The following is a 19,321-nucleotide window of genomic DNA, read 5'->3' as shown; positions in this document are numbered from 1 at the left end:
GCTGAATTTTGCTAGGGCGTGTTGACGTTTAGTGTTCAGAATTTGGTCGAGGATAGCGGCTGTCAATCGAGGATTGCGATTGAAGGCATAGTGGCTCTACGTCGAAATCGTATGACGAAGAGTGACAGTAGCTAGTCCGACCCTGCAAGGCGCCCCTCTGTGAGCTCAGAAGAGCAAAATTAACCGACCAAGAGCAATTTGCTATCAAAATTAACCAACAATGGGCGCAAAAATATACAGCAAAGGTCAACACGCCCTAATAAAAAAGCCCGAAGCGAACTTCGGGCTTAGCGTCGTTTCGACCGACTTGGGAAAAGAACTGCAAGCAGCTCAGTCGATCAAGAAGATGGTCATACTGCAGGCGCCATGGGCACCGATGACCAAAGCTTGCTCAATATCAGCGGTTTTCGACGGACCGGCGATAAAAGCTCCCAATTGACCAGATTGGAATTCGATGTTGTGCATCGCTTGATGCATGTTGGCGACGATGTCGCCGCGTTTCAGTACCGCAGCCAAATTTTCAGCGATAAACGGCAACACTCGGTGGCCGGTGTCGGCGGAGTTAACGTAAACCGCACCGTTTTCTGCCACCCCTAAACGCGCTGGGACAATCGCTAAATCAACGTTTTCTAGGGTGTGCGGCGTGGCATCAAGGGCACGGTTGCCAGTCAGTTCCGCCACCTGCGACAGCACCTGTTCACCGGCGGCAATCTTGTCGTTTAGGAACTGCTGCACCTCGGCCAGATCGGCCACTTCAACGATTTGGCCACCGATCTTAGTGATGGTTTCGCGGTACTGGCCAACCACATCGTTCATGTCAGCGTCGATGTTGATCTCAGGCATCGCCATCGCTGGCACTTTAACATCGGCCAATGCGGCCAAAATTGCGTCACGACTGGACATTATTTGTTACCTCGATTTTTATCAAACCACGCTTCAAACGACTGGGTAGTTTCTACCTCTGGCAGTTCGCGATGCTGACCCCAAGCACCCGCAAATGGCTTCATTACTGAGCCAGGCAAAATCTTCAGCGCTGTACGTGCCACTTTACCGCCGGTGTTAAGCAACCCTTCATTGGCCATTAACTTGCCAAGGTATGGCATGTAGCTGCCCTTGCCGTATGGCAGGGTTTTCTGCTCGGCGTGAATACGACGCCACTTGGCGATGATGCTATCCAGCGGCACCTTAGTCGGGCACACTTTGGTACAAGAACCACACAAGGTACAGGCCCAAGCCAGTGAGTGAGTTTCATCGCCCGCTGCCGATACCGCGATACCAATAGGGCCCGGGATCAAGGCGTTGTAGGCAAAACCTGAAGAGCGACGGTACACCGGACAGGTGTTCAAACAGCCACCACAGCGGATACACTTGTAGGCTTCGCCGATCAGTTCATCTTGGAACAACTTAGTGCGGCCGTTATCCACCAACACCACGTGCATCTCACCGCCCTGTTTCGGGCCTTTGTACATGGTGCTGTAGGTGGTTGCCGGTTGGCCGGTGGCATTCCGCGCCAGCATCCGCACCAACACGCCGACCGAATCCAAGTTAGGTACCAGCTTATCGATGCCCATGCAGTGAATTTGTACCTTAGGCAGGTTGACGCCCATGTCGGCATTACCTTCGTTGGTACACACCACGACTGCACCTTCGGAAGCGATGCCCATGTTTACGCCAGTCAGCGCGGCATCGGCTTCAAGGAACTTTTGACGCAGGTGATAGCGCGCCTGCTTGGTCAAGTAGGTTGGGTCCGAAGCGCCCTTTTCTGAGCCTAGGTGCTCATGGAACAGTTCACCTACTTCCTCTTTTTTCAAGTGAATGGCTGGCACCACAATGTGCGATGGCGGCTCTTTACGCAGCTGAATGATGCGCTCGCCCAAGTCGGTATCGATCACCTCAATCCCCTTACTTTCAAGGTACGGGTTGAGGTGGGCTTCTTCGGTCAGCATCGATTTGGATTTCACCAATCGCTTGACGTTGTGTTTCGCCAAAATGCCGTGAACAATTTCATTATGCTCTTGCGCGTCTTTGGCCCAGTGCACCACGATGCCGTTGTTTTGGCAGTTTTGTTCAAACTCAACCAGATACTTGGCGAGATTCGACAGAGTGTGCAGTTTGATCTCAGAACCAATCTGCTTCAACTGTTCCCACTCAGCCACGGAGCCCGCCGCTAAGTCACGCTTAAAACGCAAGTTCCACAACGCTTTGTCGTGCCAATCGACCCGATCTTCATCTTTCAGAAAATCCGCGGCAGCGTCAGCGTGGGTTTGTAATCCATTGATCAATGTCATGATCGGCTCCTTAAACGACTTGGTTCAGCAGCTCGGCAATGTGCAGAGTCTTGATAGGGAAACCTTGCTTGCGGATAACACCGTCCAGATGCAGTAGGCAGGATGGATCGAAGCCAACCGCATAGTCAGCGCCGGTATCTGCGTGAGCGCGAGCCTTGTCTTTACCCATTTTGCCGGATACCGCGCCCTCATCCAGGGCAAAGGTGCCACCAAAGCCGCAACATTCATCGCGACGTTCTGGGTACACCACGGTGATCCCTTCGATGTTATTTAGCAGCGCTTCAAGCTTGTTGTAGCCCTTGCCCATGGTTTCCGATGGGGTGGCCAAATCCAGCATGCGAATGCCGTGACAGGACATCTGCATCGACACTTTGTGTGGGAATGGCTTGTTAAAGCTATCAAGGCCATGAATATCGAATAGGAACTCGGTCAGCTCTTTCAGCTTACCAATCACCGCAGTGGCTTCTGGGCTGCAATCGAATTCATGGAAGTTCTCTTTGGCGGCGATCATGCACGATGCCGCTGGGCAAACGATGTAGTCGCAATCAACCCCTTTAAAGGCGTTCAGCAGCTTTAGCGTGGTTTTCTTAGCGTCATCAAAACAACCGGAGTTGGTCATCGGTTGACCACAGCAAGTTTGACCTTTCGGATAGATCACTTGGTGACCTAGCTTTTCCAGCAGTTCAACCGTAGCGATGCCCACTTGCGGCATCATTTGGTTAACCAAACAGGGGGTGAATAGCGCGATTTTCATTGATTGCTCCACAGCAGATCCGCGTTAATGTCGGTGAGTCGAGCGGATTATTGGCGGTTAAGGGATGCTAATTCCGTGAATGCCGTCACAGCAAAATGCGCCGCACCATGTTGTAACGGATTAGTGATTTTTCGTGGCTGCAATTGAGAATCGCTGTCACTGGCAGCAATAAAATCACCACCTGAAAACATAGTTGTTACACCCCACCCGATTGGTCAGACCAAGCCTGGATTGCAAATAACAACAACGCAACCATACACACACTAGCCAGCAACTTTGACCTTAAAAAAATTAACTCAAATTGTGAGTTGCATCACCATCGGCGAAGCACCGCAAGTGCACCTGAAATAAAGTGTTACCAGTTAATTTTTATGCTTTTTTGCAGCATTAGTTGCACTGGCGACAGCAATTGCGCCGACATAATAGGTATCAAGCCAGAGCCGCTTTAGTGAATCTGACCACCTCCCTGCTGCTACACCGAACACCTGACTTAACGACCCCTTGGCCGTATCGATGCAACGGCCGCCTAACCTGTGCTATTGATAATCACCCAATCGCATGCGGATTGATTGCAAGAGCAACTGAAATCGACAGATTTAGGTCAAGGAAGAACAATGAAAAAAACAGTTTTAGCGCTGGCCGTACTCAGCCTTGCCGGTTGCGGCGGATCCTCAGATGAATCGGATAGCTCGGTAGCCACCACTTCACTAAGTATTAAAGCAATCAGCTTTGATCAGTGTGGCCAAGCCAGTGCCTACCCAGAGGCGTCGGTGCTGCTGCATGATAGTAACGGTGCCATTCTCAGCCGACATAGCGTTGGTCACAGCGGTACCATTGAGCTAGACCGCCCTAGCGATGCCGCCCACATTACCGTTATTGGTCGTAATTATTTTGCAGAGGACGGCAGCAATACCGACGTCGAAAGTTACTTGGATTATCCACTGTCAACGCTAACGGCCAAATTTGAGGACAACCGCAATAGCGCCTGTGGCTGTCAAATGATCACTGTCAATGCCACCGATTTATTGGCAACCTTTAGCAGTCACAGTTTGCGCTACCAAACCCGCCCGGTTAATGACGGTGAACAGGTCAAGGTATGTCCAACCGCTGACGGCGGTTGGCCCACCATGGATTTTTTGTTAACCGACAACCTTGCCGGTCCATCCTACGCCGTCCGCCAAACCATCAATGGCAACATTGACACCGCAATCTACCTAGATCCGGATGAATTTGTCGCCGGCAGCGCCATTACCGTCAACAGTGAAGTGGATTTTGACTGGTATAACAGCCGAGTTCGGTTAGGTGACTATTGGCCCCAAGTGGCCAATTATCTGAGCGTCGACGATCCCAGCGAGCTTTGGTACTTCCCTGAACTTCATCAAGACACACTGATTTCTGGCTACCGACTCGAAAGGCTCGACAGCCAAGTGGAGTACGTTAGCGGCATTCGCCAACCGATTGAGGACGGCGCGGTCACCTTACCTGACTGGCATGGTGGCAGCGCATTTCAACTGCGAGTCGCCAGCGTGCTTGAGAGTAGCGCCTACGATTTTCGCGATGTCGGTCTTAACAAAAGCATGTTGAGTATTGACAGTTATGGCAACGATGTCAGCTGGAGCATCAACGCACCGCTTAATGGTTCGATCCCTGATTTAGACCTGCCCGCCGACATTCAAGCGGAGTTTGGTAGCCTAGATGATTTAACCGTCACCATTGGCCTTTGGGGTTATGGTAGTCGTAACAGTTACGGTGATTTCCTGCAACTGCTACAACAAGGCCAAATTGATAACCGCCACGATGATCCGCGCTATCAGCAATATCATTATGAGCAACTGACCATTACCCCATAATAAGGCACCAAAGAACAAACCTTGATATTAAAGGTTTGCTGCAAAGCAGCATAAAAAAGCGGCTGAATTAGCTTTTATAAAATATTACCAAAATCTACCAGCCGCTTTTAATGTCGCCACCGACCTTTTATTTTAATATTGTAGAGACATATCTCCACAATGAAATTAAATTAACCTGCTCTCACTGAACTATCAGTCATTAGGATATCTTTGATAAGCCTATTCATGGCACTTAAGCATGTAACTTGGCTGAACTTTTCATTCTAAATCTAGCGACTGCACCATTAATAACTATTAACAGGAAAAGGTTTTGGCTTGACTTTATTAAAACTGGAGATACTTCTTGGCTTGCCTCATTACATGATATAAACCAGATTACCGCAACATAAAATGCTTAACCTGAGATTAACTCATCCAACTTAAGAGTCGTCGTTACCCCACCATAATTTTGGATAGCAACTTTCACCAAGTGCTGTGGATTGGCAAAGAGCGCAACCATGATGTTATCAAACTACTCAGAAAAGCATGGGATAGGCCTTGCCTTAAAATCGCAATAATAGCCATCAATATCATGGGTGACTCTACCAAAAACATTTACAAAATCGCATTTAATTTTTACCAAAAAACCTTGAGCACAAATTATCCGGTTGCGAATTAAGTTCGGTAACTTGCTCTCAAATTGCAACATTTAGGACAAAAGCCCCCTCGCGATAGGCCATTTATTGTGACGTGGCTCATAACAGCAAGGGCGAAATGCTCGGTAGTCTTGCCGCGCCAGTCAGCATTTTCACACTCGGAAAACTGGCGGGCATTTAATGGATTTAAATTTTACAAAGTGATTGATGACTCAATGAAAAAGCTAAGCCTGATTGCTGCTTCGGTAGCCTTTGTCCTGACCGGTTGTGGCGGCAGTGACTCCAACGACTCTGCACCAGAAGTTCCACAAACCTTTACCGTGAAGGCAATGAGTGGATCTGAAGTGCTGGTCGGCGCACAAGTATATGCCGATGCAAATTGCACATCAGGTAAAGAAATTAAAAACGCAGTTACCGACAGCGATGGTTCGGTACAAATCGCAATCGAGCACCAATCAAATGCAATCTGTATTAAGAAGCCAAGCGCTGCCCGTTCTACTGTTTTAGAATTGAAAGCGCCAGCGCACAAGGACTCTGCAGAACTGTTTGGCACCAGCGTAGACCAAACCCAGTTTGTAACACCAATGACCACTTTGGTTGTTGAAAAGGTAACTGATAGCGTAGATCTGACTGCCGCGGTAGATGAAATCAAAGAAACTTTCGAGTCTCTTGGTGCAGACGAAAAACAGTTGTTTGGTGATGTTAGCAGCAACAAGAAAGTGGCCGTTGCCGCCGATACCATTGTTGAAAATAATAATAAGTTAACCGATGAGCAACTTGTCGATTTATCTGGTTTGATTGGTAACAAAACAGACGAACAACTCAACAACTTTGCACCAGTGCTAGATGGCGAAAGCTTTGTTGAAAACCATCGTCCGCACCAAGCTAACGAGCACAGCCAAAAGCTAAATCAAGTCATCAAACTTGATAATGCCAACCGGATCAAAAATATCTATCTAGGCGAGGTATTTACAGATACAGATAACGATAAGTTAAGTTTCAGCATCACCAAAACCGCTCAGGAACTGGCTGATTTTGGTCTGCAATTTGATAATGAAACCGGCGTTATCTCTAGTCAATCGGATATGACCAAAGCCGGCACTTTGAAATTCAGCGCTTATGCCAACGATAGCAAAGTAAGCTCTCGTGCTGTTGCTATTGAAATTGTGGTGGAAGCCAAAAACCAAATGCCAACTGTGGTTGGTAAAGCACAAATCCAAGCCGAGTTAGATAAGCTTAATCTAGTTGAAGGCACTACCGAAAACCGCACTGTCTCGCTGAATGGTTTGTTTAGCGATGCTGACGGCGATGAACTGACTCTGGCCGTCGGCACCCAGCCTGCCGACTCAGGGCTGACTTTAAGCATTGACGGCGACATTCTGACTATCAAGGGTACCGCTAAAGAAGGTAGCTTTAAGTTCACCGTTACTGCTAAGGATGAACATCACACGGATGCTGCCGAAGTTGAGTTTACGCTGAAGGTTGCTGACAACGGTGAACTTCCAGAAGAAGACAAACACGCTCTGGAAGGCAAAATCTGGTACATGCTGGAGCGCGGTCGCGACAATGGCACCGACGAGCAAGACTACTCTAGCGTTTGGTGTGACACCTATAAATTTGTTGATGACAAGGTGTACATGAACCAACGCGCGCCACAGAACCTAACTCAGTGTTCTGATGAAACCACTGAGGTTGGTAGCTACGATATTGCCAACGGCATTATCACGGCCTCATTCCCCGATGGTAACGAAGCTGTTGAAATGCAGTTTGCGATTTCCAGCGATGTGGTTGGAAATCAACTATCCCAAGGCGCACTGCAAGTCATCCGTACCGAAGATGGTATGCAGGAACGTAACATGTTCTTTACCAGCAAGGCGGATATCGAACGTCGCATTACCATGACCTCTGAACAAGGTCCTGCAAATCGCGACCATAAACAATTTCTGCTGAATGCCGAGACCAGCAGCCCAGATAAGATGAATTTCGAGCTGGGCACCGTTTCCATTCAAATGGTCAACAACAAACGTTTTGACCTGTTCGTAGAAGCGGATGGCCAAGAGTTTGGTGAAACCTCGGTAACCGATTTTTACCAAACTTTGGCAATCGCGGGTGACGGCGTGGATGAATCACAACCGATTAACCTAATGACTCGTGGTGAGTACGGCATCGGTTTCGACTTGATGGACTCTTTCGTTGAGGGCAAAGTTTACAGCATCATGTTGCTGCCTAAAGAAGAGGACAATGGCGAAGCGCTGGTTGAGCCTCTTTACTTCAATATGAAGTGGATTGGCCAAGGCAATAATGACTAATTGCTCGTTTTAACCATAAAAAAACCGACTTCATTGAAGTCGGTTTTTTTTATCGCTATGCCAAACGGCTTAACGCTCCCAGTACGCTTCTTCCAAACTGTCTTCACGCTCTGGCAAGCCACGGGACAAACGCGGGCTGTGCTGCGCCAGCACTTCGTAGCTAACGCGGTTGGCGTATTTGCAGATCTGCGCAAATGAGGAGTAGCACAGGCCGCTGTAGCGGTGCTTGCTCGATTGCGGCAGATTCAGCTTATGGTAATCGTTAGCGGAAATGTCGTGCAGTAACGCCGCCAAGGCACCATCACCAGCACCATTGGTGTTGGAGATCTTCTCTGGCCCGCCCATGTAAGGCGCGATGTGGGAGTACACCTTAAATGGCTGGTCACATTCGCTGCGGCGCATCGGGCGGGAGAACTCGTACTGGTTAAATTCGCCAATTGCCCCCGGCAACAATGGGTGGCTGGTAGTGCGCTTGTGTTCTTCATCACACCAACCGGCGGTGTACAGGCCGGAAGCCCCCGCAGTACACAAAATCAGATCACACCACTCCAGCGCCATTTGACAGGCCAGCAACGGATCGGACTCACCGGTCAGTGCCGCCGCTTCCTCTTCGTTCATTGCCAGCACGGTAACGTTTTCTTTGATGAAATCGCGCCAAAACTGCGGATCTTGCTCAATCAAGAAACGGGTGCCTAAGGTCAATACCACTGGTACATCGGCGGATTTAGCGTAGCCGATGGCGGTCATTGCCGCTTCGGTAATTGGATCACCGCCAGCGCGCATCAGATAGGCGGTCAGCGCCAGCGCCGAACCGGTTTTCACCAATTCTTCATCGATGTAACTGGCTTCCAGTTTATCCATGCTGCCTTTGGAGATCGCAAAGGTACGCTCGCCGCACTCAGTGATCAGGGTAAAGCAGCGACCAATGGAGCCATCCACCGGCTGCAACAGGTTCAGATCCACCCGTGACGAGGTGTTACACAGATAGCGATAGGCGTAGCTGCCGATCTGCAGGTTGCGGCTCATCACCCCAAACATCACCGAGCGATCATCCGCCAAGGTAGAGTAGTTATGCAGAGTGTTGCCGATGGTGCCGCCAGCAAACTCTTCGGTGATAAGAGCGCGGTCTTGCAGCTCTTGATAAAGCGCGTGCGCCGCTTCATCGTCGATCAGCATCGAGTTGCCTTTAATCAGCTTGTGGCGCTGGATAAAGTCTTCATCCACGTGGGCTTCGATATCCACCAAGGTTTGGTCGATGCCAGTCACGTGGGTCAACTTAGGGCGGATCACCGGATTTAGCTCATTGGTGAGCGGATCGCGGGATTCAACGGGAAAGTAGTGCTTGGATTTGCGCTGTCCAGGGAATTTCATGCTGGGATCACTTCAGCTCGCGTAACGCCATCCATGCAGTGTAGTTGGCACTGCTCGATCATCCGATCGGCTCCCTGCAGTGGCTGTCAAATTGGGCGCGCAAGTCTATCACAGAGTTTCTCTAATAAAACGCTCGGATCTCAACTGATTGATAACAAAAACCGCCGCTACCCAAACTTTATTGACCAGCACTGGTACAGTGAATGAAAAACAACCAAAGGAATTGGTGATGAGCGACGATCATCCAGCCCCAGCGGCCAGCACAGAATGGCAGTTTATTATCGAGCCGATGGCCGAGGGCGCGTTGTTGCTGCGTTGGCCAACCGATGGCGTTGATAACCATCGGCAAATTGCTGAACTGCAGCAGCGTTTAAGCCAACTGCCATGGCTTGATGACGTGGTGGCCGCCCCAACCAGTTTGGCGCTTATTGGTGCTAGTCAATGCGATCTACAACACCGGCTGCAACTGTGGCTTAAGCAGCAACCACAACGCCAACCGCGTACCACACGTCGCCACCGCCTACCGGTGTGTTATCACCCCAGCTTAGGGCTCGATCTGGACGATATCGCCGCCCACTGCCAACTTTCGGTTGCCGAGCTAATCCATCGTCATTTGGCCGGCCGTTATCGGGTTGCCGCCACCGGTTTTCGCCCCGGCTTCGCCCACCTTGATGGCTTAGATAGCCGCTTGCAATTACCGCGCCGAGCCACCCCACGACTGCAAGTGCCAGCAGGCAGTGTTGCCATCGCCGAGCACTACAGCGGCATCTATCCGCAATCCGGTCCCGCAGGTTGGCACCTGCTTGGTGCCTGTCCGCTGCCGCTGTTAGATATCAGCGCCGCCACCCCCTGTCGCTTGCAGTTGGGCGACAGCGTCGAATTTTACCCCATCGACTTTGATGTTTATCAGCAACAGTGCGAGCAGCAGCGATGATTGAGGTTATCAGCGGCGGGCTGTACAGCAGCATCCAAGATCTGGGACGCCGCGGTTGGCGGCAACTGGGCTTTGCCCGCAGCGGCGCGATGGACCCTCTGGCCGCTCAAGCCGCCAACGCTCTACTCAATCAAGATGGCAACTTGGCGGTGATTGAAGCCACCCTGATTGGCCCAAGTCTGCGTTTTCATTGCGATAGCGCCGTTGCGATAACCGGTGCCACTATGACCATAACCATCGATAGCGCAGCGGTAGAACCCGGGCAAGTGCATGCCATCAAGGCCGGACAAACGCTGACGTTGGGGCGGGCAAAACACGGTTGTCGCAGCTATCTGGCTATCAAAGGCGGGATTGATACCGAACCGGTTCTTGGCAGTGTTAGCCATCAAAGCCAACTGGGGCTTGGCCAGCAACTGAGCGTCGGCGATACCTATGCGATTCGTCCCTACCGGCAGCCAGTGCCAATTTGCCACAGTTGGGTCGGGTTGGTTTGGCCACTCACCCCAGTACTTGGTTGCTTCGCCAGCGCGCAAACGGATCGGCTTGAGCACGGCTTAACCAGCTTGTGCCAAGCGCCGTGGCAGGTCAGCCCACAAGGTAACCGGCTGGGGCTGCGTCTGTGCGGTGACCCGCTATCTTATCAACCTGCGACAATGGCATCCGAACCGGTACTGCCGGGAACGGTGCAACTGCCCAGCAACGGCCAGCCGATTATCTTAGGCGCCGATTGCCAATCGGTCGGCGGCTACCCCAAAATCGCCCAAGTGGCCGAATCCAGTCTTACCACCTTGGGCCAACTGCGCCCCAATCAACAACTGTGGTTTGAGGCAATCTCACTTACCGAAGCCAGAGCGCGGCTGAAACGACAACATCGTCATCTGCGCCAACTGCGGCTCTCCGCCCAGCAGCGCTGGCAACAACTGGAGCCGAACCAATGACGCGACTGGATCTCAACGCCGATATTGGCGAAGGTGGCGATGATCAGCCATTACTGAAGCTAATAAGCAGTGCCAACATCTGCTGCGGCGCCCATGCTGGCAGTCTGGCGCTAACCCGCTCGACCATCGCCTTGGCCAAGCAATATCAGGTTAACGTTGGTGCCCATCCTGGTTATGCCGATCCGGATAATTTCGGCCGCATCGAGCTGCAGCAGCCGCTTACCGCTGTACTTGGAGAGCTCAATCGGCAGCTGCAACAGTTTGTTGAGTTGGCCGCCCAACAAGGCGCGAAGGTGAGTCATCTAAAACCCCACGGCGCCCTGTATCACCGTCTCAACTGGCAACCTGAATCCGCTCAGGCGCTGTGCGATTACCTACTTAGCCAGTTCCCACGTTTGCCATTAATGGTGCAGGCGCAAAGTCCACTGGCCACCATCGCCGCCAGCACCGGCTTACCAATCATCCAAGAGGGTTTTGTTGATCGTCGCTATCACAGTGATGGCCGCTTGCAGTGCAGACAGCAGCCTGGAGCACTGTTGACCACCCCTGAGCAACTACAACAACAGCTGCAGCAGCTACTTGCTGGGGTGGTGGATAGCGTTGAGGGCACGCCGCTGCGGTTAACCATCGACAGCCTCTGTCTGCACGGCGATAACCCACAAGCCTTGCAACTTGCTAAGGTGATCCGGCGACAGGTAACCACGCTAGGCCGATAGCGCGCCGCAAAAACCGATCTAAATCATTCATCGCCGGCGCTATCTGTGCTGCAATGCGGTGCTATCAAGTACGTTATTGCCCATCAAGGTGAAAGGATCCTCTATGACCAAGATCGTCATTATTGGCGGCGTTGCCGGTGGCGCGTCGGCTGCTGCTCGTGCTCGCCGTTTGGATGAACAAGCACAGATCGTCATGTTTGAGCGCGGCCCCTATGTCTCATTTGCCAACTGCGGCCTGCCCTACCACATCAGCAACGACATCAGTGATCGCAATAAATTGCTACTGCAAACTCCACAGAGTTTCCACAATCGCTTTAACGTCGAGGTGCGGATCAATAGCGACGTCGTTGCCATCGACAGCGCCAATAAGCAGATCACCGTGCATAACCTCGCCAGTGGGCAAAGTTACCAAGAACCTTACGACAAACTATTACTGAGCCCTGGCGCTGCGCCGGTGCTGCCACCGATTGCGGGGATTAACACCCCGCTGACTCACAGCCTGCGCAACATCCCCGATATGGATGGGATCTTAGCCACCTTAGAGCAAACCACCGTCAACCACGCCACCGTGGTTGGCGGTGGCTTTATCGGTTTAGAGATGGCCGAAGCGCTGCACGCCCGTGGCATCAAAGTCACTCTGTTAGAGTTGGCAGACCAAGTGATGACCAGCGTCGACCGTGAGATGGCCGGGTTGGTGCATCAAGTCATTCGTGGCCATGATGTCGACCTGCGTTTAGGCCAAGCGCTGGAATCGGTCGATTATCAGCCGCAGTCCGCCTCACTGACGTTGACCTTAACCAATGGCGAACAGTTCGATAGCCAACTGCTGATCATGGCCATCGGCGTCCGCCCGGAAATTACCCTTGCTCAGCAAGCCGGCATTGCTATCGGCCCACTTGGGGGCATTGCGGTTAATTCGCAAATGCAAACTTCTGTGGCCGATATCTATGCCGTCGGCGATGCCATTGAGCACCCACAGTTTGGCTTCGATAACGCCATGCTGGCGCCACTGGCGGGGCCGGCCAACCGCCAAGGGCGCCTCGCCGCCGACAACATGCTGGGTGCCAATAAGTCCTACGGTGGCACCCAAGGCACCGCCATCTGCAAGGTATTTGATATCGCGGTCGGCTGCACTGGGCTTAACGAACGACGACTGCAGCGCGATGGCACTCGCTATCAAAAAGTGTTTGTCCATGCCGCCAGCCACGCCGGTTATTACCCTGGCGCGGAACCGGTATCGTTCAAACTGCTGTTTTGTCCCGACAGCGGCAAGATCTTCGGTGCCCAAGCGGTCGGTAAAGATGGCGTCGACAAACGCCTTGATGTGATGGCGATGGCCTACCGCATGGGGATGACGGTAGAGCAACTGGCGCAGGTCGAACTCAGCTACGCCCCGCCTTATGGCAGCGCTAAGGATGTGGTAAACCTAGCCGGTATGGTCGCCAGCAACATTCGTGAAGGGCTCTGTCAGCCAATCCACTACCATCAACTGACAGAGCTTAACCATGACCACCTGCTGCTGGATGTTCGCACGGCGGCAGAGCTTAGCAAGCTTGGTCAAATCCCGGGCAGCATCAACATCCCGGTGGATGAACTGCGCGGCCGCTTGGCCGAACTACCAAAAGACAAAACCATTGTGGTGATCTGTCAGGTGGGGTTACGCGGCCATGTGGCCCAGCGAATGCTGAGCAACTGCGGCTTTAACGCCGTTAATCTGATTGGTGGCTACAAAACCTACAGTAGTGCCAACGCTTAATCCCAAGGCCACCGTCACCGGTGGCCTACCCACCCCTTGCCGCAACCGCCGCCCTAGTGAGTTGAACTTCAAGCAAAAACAAAACCGCAAGATAAAAATAATGAAACACCTTTTTATTATTATGGTCTGGTTCACATAACCAGATTAGAGCCGCCCTTTCCTGATTAACAATTTGATTTTAATCAATATTGGTTAGCGCCCTAATTGGTCACAATTTGTCACGTTAATCCCGACCAGCAACAGTGCCATCAGCAAAAGGATCCGTTAATGCGCAAATTGGGTTTTAAAGGCAGCATTCTGTCCACCGTGGCAATTTCACTGTTGTTATGCTGCTGTATAAGCGGCTATCTAGCGCATCGAATTATCCAAGTCGAAGTTGAGCAACGGGTAATAGCAAACATCGACCACGCCATTGACGCCAAGGCAACTGAAATTCTGCAACCGGTCGAGCGGGCAATCGCGGTTATTGACAGCTTAAAACGTTACTACCAGCAACCCCAGCAGACCGAAAACCACCCACAACTGTTAGCCAGTGCTGCCGAGCTGGGCGGAGTGTTTAAAGTCACCTTGGGCGACGACGATGGCCGTTCATTTGTCTCTCGAGAATCGGACTCTTTTCCTGGTGGCGTCGGCATTCCTGCCCTGTACGATCCACGTACTCGCCCGTGGTACCAAAAGGCTCAGCAGCAGCCGGGTTTGAGCCTGAGTGACGCGTTCTTCACTCGCGCCGATGGCATCCCGATGATTGGCGTCATGTATCGTTTTGCCGATACAGTATTGATGGTTGATATTCGTTTTGATCAATTACAGCAAAAACTGCATGACATTAATTACCTGAACGACAGCGCTGCGATCATCACCGATCAGCATGGTACGGTGCTCGCTTCCAGTGCCGATTTTGTTACCGCCAAAAGCAACATCGAACAAACGCCGCTGAATATCCATCGGCAGCAACTGTATGGCCACGCCAAAGGGCAGCACCAACTGACCATCGACAAGCAACAACTGCTGCTAGTAAGTCGTAAAATCCCATTGATAGGTGATGATTATTGGCTGTTGATTGTCGCCGTTGATCAAAGCCAAATTAACGCCCCAAGCATTGCTGCTAGCGGCAAAATTGGCGTTGCCATGGCGGTCACCGCGGTGGTGGCATTGGTTACGCTATTGCTGGCATTAACTTGGCTGTATCGGCCGATCGTGGCATTGCGGCAAGTGGTTGCTAATCTGGCGAATGGTAGCGCCGACTTAACCCAAAGATTGCCGCTGCAACGGGACGATGATCTTGGACAAATTGCTAAAGGGATCAATGCTTTTATCGATAATCTGCACCAAGTAATGCAGCAGTTTCAAGAAGCCTGTGAACAGCTCAACCAAGGGATGACAACGCTTAATAGTGTCAGCAGCGACAGCCATCAGGCGCTGTGCCAGCATATGGATGAAACCAATGAGATCGTCACTGCGATGACCCAGTTACAGCAAAGTGCCGAATCGGTCTCAAAGATGGCTCACGTCACCGAAAGCGCCAGTCAGCAGGTTAATAATCAAAGCAACACTGCCCAAACAAGCCTTGATAAGGCGCAACAACAGATCGTCGCGCTATCGAGTAACGTCATCAAAACTAACGACAACGTGAAAGCGATGAACGATGAAGCCACCAGCATCCAATCGGTAGTTAGCATCATCGCCGGGATTGCTGAACAAACCAACTTACTGGCGCTTAATGCCGCGATCGAGGCCGCTCGTGCCGGGGAATCAGGCAGAGGATTTGCGGTAGTCGCTGAAGAAGTTAGGGCTTTGGCTGAACGAGTACAAAGCAGTACTGGCGATATCGAACAAGCGCTGGCGAAACTGCAACAACAAGCGCAGCTAACCGTCGATTCAATCAATCAAACCCAGCACCATTGCCGCCTGGTGGTAGAACAAAACTCGACGATTACCACCACTTTGACCCAGCTGAACAGTGAGATTCACTCGGTTCATCAAGCCAACTATCAAATTGCCGCGGCAGCCGAAGAGCAACGTAATGTGGTGCAGGCGCTTGATCACAATATGCAGCAGATCCAAACCATGGTCTCCTCGCTCAATCACACTGGCACGGTGCTGCAACAGCAAACGATCACTATTGGTCAAACCAACAGCAATCTTAAATGCCTGATCGGCAGATTCAAATTAACCTAGGCAGCTTGTCGCTGCCTAGGTTGCGGCTAAGCCCTCAGCGTCAGCACCCAGCCCAATTACCCGCGTGCTCAGTAACCAGCGACGCCATCATCTGGATATGATCGTCACCGGCATTCAAGCACGGAATAAATTGATAGTGTTCGCCGCCCGCCTCGATAAACTCTTGCTTGCCCTCGATCGCTAACTCTTCCAAGGTTTCCAAGCAATCCACCGCAAACGCCGGTGAGATAATGTCGATGGCGGTCACCCCCTGTTTCGGCAACGATTCCAGCATCTCATCGGTATACGGCTGCAGCCATGGCTCTTTGCCAAAACGGGATTGGAAACAGAGCAGCCACTGTTCGCTGTTTAAGCCCAAGGCTGAAGCCAGCGCATCGGCGGTCGCTTGGCAGTGATCACGATAGAGATCGCCCTCGGTAATGTAGCGCTCTGGCACCCCGTGGAACGACATCAACAATTTCTGGCCTCGACCATGCTCGGCCCAATGGCGTTCAACGCTGTTTTTCAGCGCCTGAATGTATTGCTGATCAACGTGGTAGTCGCGGATCAAACGATATTCCGGTAGCGCTCGCTGTTTGGCAAACACCTTAGCAAGACCATCCACCACCGCACCGGTGGTGCTGCAGGAGTATTGCGGGAACAGCGGTAACACCACCACCTTGTCCACTCCGGCTTGGTTTAGCGCATCGAGACCGGTCGCCAAACCTGGCTTGCAATAGGTCATCCCCAATTCAACCGGGATCGCTTGGCCGAATTGCTGCTCAAGCTTGGCCGCCAAGGCGTCTCGCTGAGCTTGGCTAATCACTTTGAGCGGCGAGCCCTGCTCGCTCCAGATCGATTGATAAGCCTTAGCCACCCGCTTTGGTCGGGTATTTAAGATGATGCCATGCAAAATCGGCTTCCACTGCCAACGCGGCAGATCCACCACCCGCGGATCCCCCAAAAAGTCTTTCAGGAAACAGCGAACACACTCTGGGGTCGGGTTACAGGGGGTGCCAAGGTTAACCAGCAGCACGCCAAATGGAGGCTTTGTCATAGCAAACAATCACTTATTCAATCAATCCGATGATACGACAGCAACCTAGCACCGGATCAGGCAACAAAAAAGCCCGCTGTTGCGGGCTTTCTAACAAGATCACACAGTGCTAACAACTGCGCTTAGTGCTTAACCAATCTGGTTTAACCCAGCAGAGTACCGATCTGCGCAGATACCGCAGCCACTTGCTGGGTGCCGTCCATCTTGTGGTATTGGTTGCGACCCGCTGCCGCTGCCTCAGTGTAGTACTGGATCAGCGGTGCAGTTTGGTCGTGGTATACCGCCAGACGCTTACGTACGGTGGACTCTTCGTCATCAGCGCGGATCACCAGATCTTCACCAGTTACGTCGTCTTTACCTTCAACCTTAGATGGGTTGAATACCACGTGATACACACGGCCAGAACCTGGGTGCACGCGACGGCCGCTCATGCGCTTAACGATCTCTTCGTCTGGCACGTCAAATTCGATTACGTGGTCAACGTCGATGCCGTTTTCGGTCATCGCGTCCGCTTGTGGAATGGTGCGAGGGAAACCATCCAGCAGGAAGCCGTTAGCGCAATCGTCTTGGGCAACGCGCTCTTTGACCAGACCGATGATCACATCATCTGGTACCAGCTGGCCGGCGTCCATCAGTTTCTTGGCTTCCAGACCCAGTGGGGTGCCAGCAGCGATGGCTGCGCGCAGCATATCACCAGTGGAGATCTGTGGAATGCCGTACTTCTCCATGATGAATTGAGCTTGGGTACCCTTACCGGCACCTGGCGCGCCCAGCAGAATAATGCGCATGAGATAGTCCTCTCGACTGTATATGAAAAAAACTTGCGGATCTTGGCATAGGCTGTGCAAATAGGGAATAGCTGGTGCCGTAGTCTTTGGTCGCAAATGGCAGAATTACTGTCTTGGTCAGCGTATCGTAGAATCCACTGCTGCTAAACTTGCGCCTTAATTAGAGAACCATTGGCTTTATGAGATATTCCGCCGAGCAACTGCAAGCACAGCTGCTGCAACTGCCGACCCAAGCACTGGATGCCGCCGCACTGAATCGGGTGATCTATAGCGTGTTGCATCACCATCAACAGTCTTGTCAACTGTATCAGGGCTACTATCAACAGCAGCCGCACCATTGGCTGATTTGGCTGCACCCGCTGCAGCCGCTTAGGGTTGATTATCGCCGTGTTGACTTGCCTAACATTGACGCCGGCATTCGCGCCGTCGAGATCGACGCCGAGCGCTATCACAATGGCCAACCATATCAGCAACAGGCGCTGCCACTGCTGCTATTACCAAGCTTTTGCCAGCAGCAGTTTGCCCACTTTGATCACCTAAATTAAGTTAGGGCGTGTTGACCTTTGCCGTATGTTTTTGCGCCCTTTGTTGGCTACTTTTTGACAGCAAATTGATCTTGTTTGGTTAATTTTGCTGTTCAGTGATCACTGGGGGGCGCCTTGCAGGGTCGGACTAGCAACTGTCACTCTTCGTCATACGATTTCGACGTAGAACCACTATGCCTTCAATCGCAATCCTCGATTGACAGCCGCTATCCTCGACCAAATTCCAAACACTAAACGTCAACACGCCCTAGTTCGGCACCTTGCAGTTCGGGCGCTGTCCCTGTTGCTGCGCTTGCTGATACCACTGTTGCGCCTCGGCCTGACGGCGGCTTAATTCGGCGATGCGATTGCTGTGTGATGGGTGCGTCGATAAAAACTCCGGTTGACCACCGCCGCCGCTCACCTGTGCCATGTTCTGCCACAGCGCGATGGCGGCGGCCGGATCAAATCCTGCCCGTGCCATCAACTCTAAACCGATCACATCCGATTCACTCTCTTGCTGACGCCCGAACGGCAGCATGATCCCCACTTGAGCCCCCAACCCTAAGCCAGCCATAATCATCTCGCGATTGCCGGTGCCGCTGGCACCAAGGGCGACATCGATCATCTGTAAACCGACGTTGGTTGCCTGACCACGGGACACCTGTTCATTGCCGTGATTGGCCAGTACGTGGCCGATTTCATGGCCAATCACCGCCGCCAATTGATCCGGTGTTTGCGCGGCTTTGAGCAAGCCGCGGTAAACCCCGATGTAACCACCGGGTAACGCAAAGGCATTAACTTGATCCGATTCAAACACCACTAACTGCCAACGCTCTTGTTGGCTGGGATCGATCGCTTGCAGCAACGACGGTTGGGTTAAGGCGTCGGCAACGCACTGAACGTAAGCAACCACCGCAGCGTCCTGGCTGATCGGCTCCTGCTGCTTGATTTGGGCGAATGATTCGCTGCCGAGTTGCCGCATCTGTTCGGCACTAAACATCATCAATTGATTACGGCCTGTGGGCGAGGTCGCCAAACACCCGCTCAATCCGAGCAGCATCAATGCCACTATTCCATGTTTCATCACAATTCCTTTGTTGACTGCACCGCACCGCAACGTTCGGCGACACTGATCACACTGTAACGGCAAAGGCGATCGTCGTCAGCGTTGTTACGCAAATTAACGATGAACAAAAGCGCAAAACCACCGCATCGCAGCGAAAATTGACTTAAAACAAGCT

15 protein-coding genes are annotated in these 19,321 nt (G+C 52.0%); 8 read left to right on the top strand and 7 right to left on the bottom strand.

Features of this window, described 5'->3' with window-relative positions; all coding sequences use genetic code 11:
• Positions 1-330 precede the first annotated feature (330 nt).
• Genes G506_RS0114880 through G506_RS0114870 form a run of 3 tightly spaced genes read right to left on the bottom strand, consistent with a single transcriptional unit; the run spans position 331 to position 3,042 of the window.
• The gene (locus G506_RS0114880; RefSeq protein WP_028117557.1) at positions 331-903 is read right to left on the bottom strand and encodes a LutC/YkgG family protein; all 573 of its coding nucleotides are present in this window, start codon (positions 901-903) and stop codon (positions 331-333) included.
• Positions 903-2,288, bottom strand: coding sequence for a lactate utilization protein B (locus tag G506_RS0114875; protein WP_028117556.1), 1,386 nt, complete (start codon positions 2,286-2,288; stop codon positions 903-905). The genes G506_RS0114880 and G506_RS0114875 overlap by 1 nt, the downstream gene beginning before the upstream one ends.
• A gap of 10 nt (positions 2,289-2,298) precedes the next feature.
• Positions 2,299-3,042: a (Fe-S)-binding protein gene (locus G506_RS0114870; protein WP_028117555.1), complete on the bottom strand. Its 744-nt coding sequence runs from the start codon at positions 3,040-3,042 to the stop codon at positions 2,299-2,301.
• Positions 3,043-3,656: 614 nt separating this feature from the next.
• Between G506_RS0114870 and G506_RS0114865 the strand changes: the two genes are divergently transcribed.
• Entirely contained in the window at positions 3,657-4,892 is a 1,236-nt protein-coding gene (locus G506_RS0114865; protein ID WP_028117554.1) for a hypothetical protein, read from the top strand.
• 850 nt (positions 4,893-5,742) lie between these two features.
• Positions 5,743-7,836 carry an Ig-like domain-containing protein gene (locus G506_RS0114855; protein WP_028117552.1) on the top strand — a complete coding sequence of 698 codons (2,094 nt, stop codon included), beginning with the start codon at positions 5,743-5,745 and terminating at the stop codon, positions 7,834-7,836.
• A gap of 69 nt (positions 7,837-7,905) precedes the next feature.
• Here the strand turns inward: G506_RS0114855 and G506_RS0114850 are convergent, their stop codons facing one another.
• On the bottom strand, positions 7,906-9,207 hold the full coding sequence (locus G506_RS0114850; protein WP_028117551.1) for an inosine/guanosine kinase: 1,302 nt from the start codon (positions 9,205-9,207) through the stop codon (positions 7,906-7,908).
• A 229-nt stretch (positions 9,208-9,436) separates the two neighbouring features.
• On the opposite strand from G506_RS0114850, the gene G506_RS0114845 reads away from it, so the two are divergent.
• The 5 genes from G506_RS0114845 to G506_RS0114825 all read left to right on the top strand — a co-directional run bounded on the left by G506_RS0114845 (position 9,437) and on the right by G506_RS0114825 (position 15,729).
• Positions 9,437-10,141 carry a 5-oxoprolinase subunit B family protein gene (locus G506_RS0114845; RefSeq protein WP_156904914.1) on the top strand — a complete coding sequence of 235 codons (705 nt, stop codon included), beginning with the start codon at positions 9,437-9,439 and terminating at the stop codon, positions 10,139-10,141.
• The gene (locus G506_RS19885) at positions 10,138-11,079 is read left to right on the top strand and encodes a 5-oxoprolinase subunit C family protein (RefSeq protein WP_051202173.1); all 942 of its coding nucleotides are present in this window, start codon (positions 10,138-10,140) and stop codon (positions 11,077-11,079) included. The genes G506_RS0114845 and G506_RS19885 overlap by 4 nt, the downstream gene beginning before the upstream one ends.
• On the top strand, positions 11,076-11,795 hold the full coding sequence (locus G506_RS0114835; protein ID WP_028117549.1) for a LamB/YcsF family protein: 720 nt from the start codon (positions 11,076-11,078) through the stop codon (positions 11,793-11,795). Before G506_RS19885 ends, G506_RS0114835 begins: the two co-directional genes overlap by 4 nt.
• A gap of 103 nt (positions 11,796-11,898) precedes the next feature.
• Positions 11,899-13,551: an FAD-dependent oxidoreductase gene (locus G506_RS0114830; RefSeq protein ID WP_028117548.1), complete on the top strand. Its 1,653-nt coding sequence runs from the start codon at positions 11,899-11,901 to the stop codon at positions 13,549-13,551.
• Between the two features lie 267 nt (positions 13,552-13,818).
• The gene (locus G506_RS0114825) at positions 13,819-15,729 is read left to right on the top strand and encodes a methyl-accepting chemotaxis protein (RefSeq protein WP_028117547.1); all 1,911 of its coding nucleotides are present in this window, start codon (positions 13,819-13,821) and stop codon (positions 15,727-15,729) included.
• 40 nt (positions 15,730-15,769) lie between these two features.
• Here G506_RS0114825 and hemH read toward each other — a convergent pair whose 3' ends face one another.
• Together hemH and adk are read right to left on the bottom strand one after the other, a co-directional pair.
• Positions 15,770-16,765: a ferrochelatase gene (gene hemH, locus G506_RS0114820; protein WP_028117546.1), complete on the bottom strand. Its 996-nt coding sequence runs from the start codon at positions 16,763-16,765 to the stop codon at positions 15,770-15,772.
• Between the two features lie 143 nt (positions 16,766-16,908).
• Positions 16,909-17,553: an adenylate kinase gene (gene adk / locus G506_RS0114815; protein ID WP_028117545.1), complete on the bottom strand. Its 645-nt coding sequence runs from the start codon at positions 17,551-17,553 to the stop codon at positions 16,909-16,911.
• A gap of 179 nt (positions 17,554-17,732) precedes the next feature.
• On the opposite strand from adk, the gene G506_RS0114810 reads away from it, so the two are divergent.
• Positions 17,733-18,098 (top strand): hypothetical protein, encoded by a 366-nt coding sequence (locus G506_RS0114810; RefSeq protein WP_028117544.1) that lies wholly within the window; start codon positions 17,733-17,735, stop codon positions 18,096-18,098.
• Between the two features lie 247 nt (positions 18,099-18,345).
• On the opposite strand, the gene G506_RS0114805 is transcribed toward G506_RS0114810, so the two are convergent.
• Positions 18,346-19,164, bottom strand: coding sequence for a M48 family metallopeptidase (locus tag G506_RS0114805; RefSeq protein WP_028117543.1), 819 nt, complete (start codon positions 19,162-19,164; stop codon positions 18,346-18,348).
• Between the last annotated feature and the right edge of the window lie 157 nt (positions 19,165-19,321).

Source organism: Ferrimonas senticii DSM 18821, from assembly GCF_000422665.1.
In the GTDB taxonomy this organism is placed as follows: domain Bacteria; phylum Pseudomonadota; class Gammaproteobacteria; order Enterobacterales; family Shewanellaceae; genus Ferrimonas; species Ferrimonas senticii.
Note: the sequence above shows the minus strand (reverse complement) of the source record. Positions and strands in the feature narration are given on the sequence as shown.

Bases quoted from the DNA above. Each gene is read 5' to 3' on its own strand.
- G506_RS0114805 (WP_028117543.1), bottom strand. From the start codon at position 19,164: ATGAAACATGGAATAGTGGCATTGATGCTGCTCGGATTGAGCGGGTGT.
- G506_RS19885 (WP_051202173.1), top strand. From the start codon at position 10,138: ATGATTGAGGTTATCAGCGGCGGGCTGTACAGCAGCATCCAAGATCTG.
- G506_RS0114865 (WP_028117554.1), top strand. From the start codon at position 3,657: ATGAAAAAAACAGTTTTAGCGCTGGCCGTACTCAGCCTTGCCGGTTGC.
- hemH (WP_028117546.1), bottom strand. From the start codon at position 16,765: ATGACAAAGCCTCCATTTGGCGTGCTGCTGGTTAACCTTGGCACCCCC.
- G506_RS0114850 (WP_028117551.1), bottom strand. From the start codon at position 9,207: ATGAAATTCCCTGGACAGCGCAAATCCAAGCACTACTTTCCCGTTGAA.
- adk (WP_028117545.1), bottom strand. From the start codon at position 17,553: ATGCGCATTATTCTGCTGGGCGCGCCAGGTGCCGGTAAGGGTACCCAA.
- G506_RS0114875 (WP_028117556.1), bottom strand. From the start codon at position 2,288: ATGACATTGATCAATGGATTACAAACCCACGCTGACGCTGCCGCGGAT.
- G506_RS0114855 (WP_028117552.1), top strand. From the start codon at position 5,743: ATGAAAAAGCTAAGCCTGATTGCTGCTTCGGTAGCCTTTGTCCTGACC.
- G506_RS0114835 (WP_028117549.1), top strand. From the start codon at position 11,076: ATGACGCGACTGGATCTCAACGCCGATATTGGCGAAGGTGGCGATGAT.
- G506_RS0114845 (WP_156904914.1), top strand. From the start codon at position 9,437: ATGAGCGACGATCATCCAGCCCCAGCGGCCAGCACAGAATGGCAGTTT.
- G506_RS0114810 (WP_028117544.1), top strand. From the start codon at position 17,733: ATGAGATATTCCGCCGAGCAACTGCAAGCACAGCTGCTGCAACTGCCG.
- G506_RS0114870 (WP_028117555.1), bottom strand. From the start codon at position 3,042: ATGAAAATCGCGCTATTCACCCCCTGTTTGGTTAACCAAATGATGCCG.
- G506_RS0114825 (WP_028117547.1), top strand. From the start codon at position 13,819: ATGCGCAAATTGGGTTTTAAAGGCAGCATTCTGTCCACCGTGGCAATT.
- G506_RS0114830 (WP_028117548.1), top strand. From the start codon at position 11,899: ATGACCAAGATCGTCATTATTGGCGGCGTTGCCGGTGGCGCGTCGGCT.
- G506_RS0114880 (WP_028117557.1), bottom strand. From the start codon at position 903: ATGTCCAGTCGTGACGCAATTTTGGCCGCATTGGCCGATGTTAAAGTG.